Consider the following 8,146-nt stretch of genomic DNA (forward strand, 5'->3'; position numbering starts at 1 on the left):
GGAACTTAATACCATTGTTTCTGTACTTAAGGAATTTGATGACACCAATGTGGTAATTACAGGATATACTGACCATTATGGTCCTAATGATTATAATGATGGTTTATCTCTGCGTCGTGCCGAGGCTGTCAAAAATTATCTCATAAAACAGGGTATTGCAGCTTCAAGAATGACTACTTCTGGTGAAGGTAAGGATCCTAAAACTTCGGGTAACGAAGCTTTGACTATCAAGGCTCGTCGTGTTGAAGTGGCAAAATAAGATTTCCCGGAAAATATAATTAAACATGTTACAATAACAGTACATACTTAAATTTATGTTCCGGAAAGCAGGAATGTCCTTATCAGGCATTCCTGTGTTTTTTTATCTGAGCAGTCAATTTTATAATTTCGATGTCCCATAAAACCAAAACTTTGTGTACCTTTGTGAGAATTTTATGTATAGAAAATAACATATTTTATTTATGACGAATCCAATAATTAAGCGTATCCAACTGTCAGACGGACGTGAGATAACGCTGGAAACGGGAAAGTTAGCTAAACAGGCTGACGGATCCGTTACGCTGCGTATGGGTGATACCATGCTGCTTGCAACTGTTTGTGCTGCCAAAGATGCTACACCGGGAACTGATTTTATGCCACTTCAGGTGGAATATAGAGAAAAATTTGCTTCTGCTGGACGTTTTCCCGGAGGTTTTCTGAAACGTGAAGGAAGACCTTCTGACTCTGAAATATTAACGAGCAGACTTATCGACCGCGTTTTACGTCCTCTTTTTCCTGATGATTATCATGCTGATGTTTTTGTGAACGTCATACTTTTCTCTTCAAATGGTGAAGATATGCCTGATGCACTGGCTGGTTTGGCTGCTTCTGCTGCTCTGGCTGTTTCTGATATACCTTTCAATGGACCAATCTCTGAAGTACGCGTTGCTCGTATTGATGGAAAGCTTGTTATAAATCCTACTTTCAAAGAGCTTCAAAAAGCCGATCTTGACATCATGGTTGGTGCCACCATGGATAATATTATGATGGTTGAGGGTGAAATGAATGAAGTGTCAGAAGCAGAGTTACTGGATGCTATCAAGTTTGCTCATGAGGAGATAAAAAAACATTGTCTTGTTCAGATCGAACTGACTGAAGCTGTTGGAAAAACTGTAAAACGTGAATATAGTCATGAAGATAAAGACGAAGAGTTACGCAAACTTGTTTGGGACACTTGCTATCAGCAAGCTTATGCTGTAGCAGCTTCTCAAAATCCAAACAAACATGAGCGTATTGATGCTTTTGAGGCTATTCTGAATAATTTTATTGAAACAATTCCTGAAGAGGAAAGAGAAGAGAAACTTCCTCTTATTTCTCGTTATTATCACGATGTGGAAAAAGAGGCAATGCGCCGCTGTATTCTGGATGAGGGCAAACGACTTGATGGTCGTAAAACTACCGAGATTCGTCCTATCTGGAGTGAAGTTGACTTTATTCCGGGACCTCACGGTGCTGCACTGTTTACACGTGGTGAAACTCAATCACTTACAACTGTAACGCTTGGCACCAAACTGGATGAAAAAATGGTAGATGATGCTTTGGTACATGATACCGACCGCTTCCTGCTGCATTACAACTTCCCTCCTTTCTCAACAGGCGAAGCTCGTCCACAACGAGGCACCGGCCGTCGTGAAATAGGTCACGGTAATCTTGCAAACAGAGCTCTTAAGAGAATGATACCTGATGATTACCCATATGTTGTACGTGTGGTTTCTGATATTCTTGAATCAAATGGTTCTTCGTCAATGGCTACTGTTTGTGCAGGTACTCTTGCCCTTATGGATGCAGGAGTTAAGATTAAGAAACCAGTAAGTGGTATAGCAATGGGTCTTATCTCTGAAAACAAAGGTCAGAAGTATGCTATTCTTTCTGATATTCTTGGAGATGAGGATCATCTTGGTGATATGGACTTCAAGGTATGCGGTACTCTTGACGGGATAACTGCTACTCAGATGGATATTAAAGTAGATGGTCTATCTTATGAGATACTCGAAGAGGCTCTGGCACAGGCAAAAGCTGGCCGTGAGCATATCATGAGTAAAATGATGGAGACCATCTCTGAACCACGTGCAGATATGAAACCTCATGCTCCACGTATCGAGGTGATAGAAATCCCTAAAGACTTTATAGGTGCTGTAATTGGACCAAGCGGAAAAATTATACAGGGCATTCAGGAAGAGACAGGAGCTACTATCACTATTGAAGAGGTGAATAATAAAGGTCGCGTTGAAGTATCTGCTACTAATAAAGCATCAATCGATGCTGCAATGAACAAAATTAAAGGTATCGTTGCTGTTCCTGAAGTAGGTGAAGTTTACAAAGCAACTGTAAGATCAGTAATGCCTTATGGTTTATTCTGTGAATTCCTCCCAGGCAAAGATGGATTGTTGCATATTTCTGAAGTTGACTGGCAAAGATTTGAGTCTATCGAGGATACCGGTATAAAAGAGGGTGATAAGATAGATGTTAAATTGATTGATATCGACTCCAGATCAGGTAAATTTAAACTTTCACGTAAAGTTTTATTACCACGTCCTGCAAAGGAAGATAAAAATTAGAATTTAAGGGTAAGCATACTTTTTACTTATTATATAAGCGAATCTCAAAAGGATTCGCTTTTTTTGTGTGTTTAAATTGAATGCTTTGTTTCGTCTGGAAATGCAACTTTATAATCTAATCTTCTATCTTTTTGATCATTTATAGCGTTAATACTTTATTTTTAGTAATTTTGTAATCATAAACCTCGTTTTACTTATAAAACGAATTATTAACACAGGTTTTTATTAATAATAATGAAACAACTACTTCTAGGTGCTGAGGCGATTGCTCAGGCAGCTTTGGATGGAGGTATATCAGGTGTTTACGCTTACCCGGGCACTCCATCTACTGAGATAACGGAATTTATTCAAAAATCTCCACAAAGTACAAAAACCAGAGTTCGTTCATCATGGTCGGCTAACGAGAAAACAGCTTATGAATCTGCTCTTGGCATGTCCTATGCAGGTAAAAGGAGTTTGGTCTGTATGAAGCATGTTGGACTAAACGTTGCCGCTGATGCTTTTATGAACTCATCTATTACAGGTGTAAATGGAGGATTGGTAATTGTTGTTGCCGATGACCCATCAATGCACTCATCTCAGAATGAACAAGATAGCAGGGTTTATGGTAAGTTTGCAATGATTCCTGTACTTGAACCATCTAATCAGCAGGAAGCTTACGACATGACCAGATATGGTTTTGATTTGTCGGAGAAAATGGAATTACCTGTACTATTACGTATTCCAACACGTTTGTCGCATTCACGATCGGTTGTTATCAGACAGAACCCTCGCGAACAAAACGACCTTAATCCTTCTCCTATAGATGGCAAGTGGATATTGTTGCCTGCAAATGCCCGCAAAAACTATCAGGGTTTACTTAAAAAACAGGAGACATTAATCTCACTTTCTGAAAAATCCAGGTTTAATAGAGTTATTGAGGGTATTGGCTCCAGTGCTGTTATAGCTTTTGGAATAGGGTTCAATTATGTAATGGAGGTAATTGATGCATTCAGATTAAATACTCCTGTTCTAAAGATATCTCAATATCCTATGCCAAAACAAACTATCAGGGAGTTTTGTGACAGATACTCAGAAATACTTATTGTAGAAGAGGGTTATCCTGTACTTGAAGAGCTTCTGAAAGGTTATCTGGGAAATAAAAAGTTTCGCGGGAGACTGGATGGCATATTGCCAAGAACAGGGGAACTATCTCCAAATGTTATTGCAAAAGCATTAGGGGTAAAATCTTCTAGTATTCAGAATGTGCCTGATATTGTTGTAGGCAGACCACCTATGCTATGCCAGGGTTGTAGTCACCGTGATCTTTTTGAAGCTATCAATATGGTAATGGAAAACTATTCACAGAAACAGATATTTGGTGATATTGGTTGTTATACTTTGGGTGCGCTTCCCCCTTATAGTAGTATAAGTACATGTGTTGATATGGGTGCCTCGATAACAATGGCTAAAGGGGCTGCTGATGCGGGAATGCGACCGGCAGTATGTGTTATTGGCGACTCCACTTTTACTCACTCGGGGATGACCGGCTTGCTCGATGCTGTTAATGATAAATCTCCTGTGACAGTAATTATTTCGGATAATGATACTACAGCAATGACCGGTGGTCAGGATTCTGCCGGTACAGGCAAATTCTTCGACATATGCAAAGGTATAGGTGTTGAAGAGGATCATATAAGAGTAATTAAACCTCTGAAAAAAAATCTCGAGGAGAATATTGCTATTCTTCGGGAGGAGTTTGAATATAACGGTGTCTCTGTAATTATTTCTCAGAGGGAGTGTGTTCAGACATTAAAAAAGAACAGGAAACAGGCAATTGAAATTGAGTAACTTAAAATTATAAATGCAAAAAAATATTATTATAGCTGGTGTGGGAGGCCAAGGGATACTTACTATTGCCTCTATTATTGACCTGGCAGCAATGAACCTGGGACTAAACCTTAAGCAGGCTGAAGTACATGGAATGAGTCAGCGTGGTGGTGCTGTAGAATCTCATTTGCGTATATCATCTAAAGAAATATACTCTGATCTTATACCTCTTGGAAAAGCTGATCTGATTCTTTCTATTGAGCCTATGGAATCTCTTAGATACCTCCCTTTTTTATCTCCGGAAGGTATAATTGTAACTACAACTGAACCGTATGAGAATATTGGTAACTATCCCGATATTGATGATTTGCTAAACAATATCAGGATGTCTGCAAAACATCTTTTAGTTGATGCAAAAATAATTGCTCAGGAAGCAGGTGGTTCCAAAACATACAATATTGCAATGCTTGGTGCTGCATCTCCATATTTGGGAATTGAGACTGAAGAACTGGAAAAAGCAATTGAAATTTTCTTCAAAAGGAAAGGTGATAAAATAGTGGAAATGAATCTGAAAGCTTTCAGATTAGGTATTGAAAAATGTAAGAATTAAAATGATCTGGAACCGTGAAATAGAGTGTGCCGAAAGGGAACAGATGCAGGAATTGCAAAGTAGCAAGTTTAACTGCATGGTAAAACGTATGTATAATAATGTGCCGTTTTACAGACTGAAATTTGACGAAATTGGTCTTAAACCTGATGATATAAAAGATATTGAGCAGCTAAAAGATCTGCCATTTACTACAAAAAATGATCTTAGAGATAACTATCCATTTGGCTTGTTTACAGTACCTCAGAGTGATGTGGTAAGAATCCATGCTTCCAGCGGTACAACAGGAAAGCCAACTGTTGTAGGTTATACTCATTCGGATATAGAGGTATGGGCTGAGGTGGTTGCCAGAAGTCTTACCATGGCTGGTATTCACAGTGGTGACACTATTCAGATTGCTTATGGCTACGGTCCTTTTACGGGTGGTCTGGGACTTCATTACGGAGCTGAGAAGATAGGTGCAACTGTAATTCCAATTTCCACTGGTAATACTAAGAAACAGCTTCAGTTTATGACTGATTTCAAAGCTACAGTGCTCGCTTGTACTCCATCTTATGCTGCTCATCTGGGTGAATGCATAGCAAATGATGGAATCTCTCCGGATGATATTAAGCTGCGTATTGGTGTTTTTGGAGCTGAACCATGGACTAATGAGCTAAGATGTCAGATTGAGAATCTACTGAGTTTGAAAGCTTTTGATATTTATGGTTTGAGTGAAGTGATCGGACCAGGAGTATCAATGGAATGTGAATGTCAATGTGGCAATCATGTGTTTGAGGATCATTTTATTCCAGAAATTATCGATCCTGAAACTCTTGAAGTTTTGCCTGACGGTGAGATTGGTGAACTTGTATTCACAACTGTGAGTAAAATGGCAATGCCTTTGTTAAGATATCGCACAAGGGATTTAACCAGGTTGCACAGAGAGAAATGTGATTGTGGACGTACTCTTGTCCGAATGGAAAAATGTCTTGGAAGAACTGACGACATGCTGATTATAAGGGGTGTGAATGTATTTCCTTCACAGATTGAATCTGTACTTATGGATATGTCTGAAATAACCCCGCATTATCAAATAATTGTGCGTCGTGAAAACAACCTTGACACTATGGAGATTTTGGTAGAGGTTGATCAGAAAAATTGGTCAGATAGTATTCGTGAACTCGAAGGTATAAGAAGGCGTATTGATAATAATATAAAAAGTATGCTTGGTATAGGAGCTAAGATCAGGTTAGTGGAACCAAATACGATTGAACGATCAGAAGGTAAAGCTAAAAGGGTTATTGACTATAGGAAATGATTGGAATAAGATACATGAAAATAATATATAAAATCAAAAATAATGCATATCAAACAACTCTCTGTTTTTCTGGAAGATAGGTCGGGGCGACTAACAGAACTTACCCGAATACTGGCAGTCAATGATATCAATATTACAGCTTTGAGTGTAGCAGAGACTGCAGACTATGGTATAGTGCGAATGGTTGTTGGCAGACCTGAACTTGCAAAGGATGTTCTCGAGAAAGCTGGATTTTCTATAGGACTAACCGATGTAGTTTGCATTAATATGCCAGATCAACCGGGTTCTCTTTATAATATTCTGGAGATTCTTACTGATGAGGGTATTAATGTTGATTACATGTATGCTTTCTCGAATAATGATGTTGCTCTTGCTGTTATCAGGGCTGCTGATATTCAGCGCGTAACTGAAGTGCTTGATAGAAACCGCCTTAAGCTGCTTTCACAGAGTGATATTTATCAGCTATAGAACGACTTAATTTAAATGCTTTGGCAAGTTTTTTCTGCGTCAATTAGAATTGTGATGTTTTTTTGAAGTCTCAACTAATTCTTTCGGGTACCCATTCTGTGAAATGAGTGTTAAATTTGATTTACTGTTTGAACGAAGTGAGTTTAAATCAAATAGCGAATGAACAGCTAATGGGTGAGAGAATTAGTGTAAACTAGAAAAAATATGACAATTCTATAGAAGAAAAAACGAACAGATAATAAAATAAGAAATATGACTAGATTTTCAAGCAGCGTAGCTGAACTGCGCTCTTCAGAAATACGCGATCTAATGAGCCTTGCAACTTCACCAGATATGATTTCTTTTGCAGGTGGAATGCCGGGTAATGAATTGTTCCCATTGAATAAAATAGATAAAATATTAAACTCTCTCTGTGAAAAAGAGAAACAGGTTGCATTGCAGTATGGACCAACCACAGGACTCCCTACCCTACTAGAATCGTTGTCGGAATGGCTTGAGAAAAAAGGGTTGCCTGTTAAATCCAACAAACTTATTATAACTACAGGCTCTCTGCAAGCAATAAATATTTTGGCAAAGGCATTTCTTGATCCGGGAGATTCTGTATTGGTAGAAACACCAAGCTTTATAGGGGCTCTCTCTGCATTCAGATCTTATCAGGCTAATCTTGTTACTGTTCCCTTGAATGGCGATGGAATGGATATTAAACTGCTAAAAGATAGGATAAATTCCTCTTCAGTTAAGCCTAAATTTTTATATTACTCTCCAAATTTTCATAACCCTGCGGGAATAGTTTATTCCGAAGAGGTAAAAAAAGAGATGATCGACGTACTAAGAAATCAGGAAATCCCTATAATTGAAGATGATGTATATAGTGACCTCTATTTTTTTGAAGAGGATAGACCTAAAATGAAACTGATTAAGTCAATGGATCCTGAAGGTATAGATGTCTGCTTTACCGGTTCATTTTCAAAGATACTGGGTCCTGGTCTTCGTCTAGGCTGGATGCTAGTTCCTGATAATATATATCAGAAGTGTGAATTGATAAAGCAGTCAATTGATGCATGCTCTCCAAGTATATCACAGGTTGTTGCTGATAAATTCATCCGTGAAGGTCATATTGATGCCTATATTTCTGAAGTCAGAGAGGAGTATAAAAAACGTGGACTAGCAATGATTGATACTCTGGAGAAATGTTTACCTGAAAGTGTTTCTTTCGAAAAACCTAGAGGAGGGTTTTATACATGGTTACAACTACCTGAGGGATGCGATGCAACAGATGTACTGAAAAAGTCTATTGAAAAAGGAGTGGTATTTGTGACAGGTAAAACTTTCGACCCTGATGGAATTAAAAATGATCATATACGT

General features: G+C 38.4%; 7 protein-coding genes. All 7 read left to right on the top strand.

Going from position 1 to position 8,146, the window contains the following annotated elements:
* Positions 1 to 259, top strand: a 259-nt coding sequence (locus tag PHO43_RS09460) for an OmpA family protein (RefSeq protein WP_288012080.1), incomplete at its 5' end; no start/stop codon positions are given.
* Positions 260 to 461: 202 nt separating this feature from the next.
* Complete coding sequence (pnp, locus tag PHO43_RS09465) at positions 462 to 2,597, top strand: polyribonucleotide nucleotidyltransferase (protein ID WP_045090080.1); 2,136 nt, start codon at positions 462 to 464, stop codon at positions 2,595 to 2,597.
* A 228-nt stretch (positions 2,598 to 2,825) separates the two neighbouring features.
* Complete coding sequence (locus PHO43_RS09470) at positions 2,826 to 4,427, top strand: thiamine pyrophosphate-dependent enzyme (RefSeq protein WP_197271976.1); 1,602 nt, start codon at positions 2,826 to 2,828, stop codon at positions 4,425 to 4,427.
* 13 nt (positions 4,428 to 4,440) lie between these two features.
* Complete coding sequence (locus tag PHO43_RS09475) at positions 4,441 to 5,016, top strand: indolepyruvate oxidoreductase subunit beta (RefSeq protein ID WP_045090082.1); 576 nt, start codon at positions 4,441 to 4,443, stop codon at positions 5,014 to 5,016.
* Position 5,017: 1 nt separating this feature from the next.
* A complete protein-coding gene (locus PHO43_RS09480; protein ID WP_045090083.1) occupies positions 5,018 to 6,313 on the top strand; it encodes a phenylacetate--CoA ligase family protein in 1,296 nt (431 codons plus the stop codon).
* 42 nt (positions 6,314 to 6,355) lie between these two features.
* Positions 6,356 to 6,781 carry an ACT domain-containing protein gene (locus PHO43_RS09485; protein WP_288012083.1) on the top strand — a complete coding sequence of 142 codons (426 nt, stop codon included), beginning with the start codon at positions 6,356 to 6,358 and terminating at the stop codon, positions 6,779 to 6,781.
* A gap of 252 nt (positions 6,782 to 7,033) precedes the next feature.
* On the top strand, positions 7,034 to 8,146 hold a 1,113-nt coding region (locus PHO43_RS09490; protein WP_288012085.1), incomplete at its 3' end, for an aminotransferase-like domain-containing protein.

The sequence above is a fragment of the Lascolabacillus sp. genome (assembly GCF_028696275.1).
Classification (GTDB): Bacteria; Bacteroidota; Bacteroidia; order Bacteroidales; family Dysgonomonadaceae; genus Proteiniphilum; species Proteiniphilum massiliensis.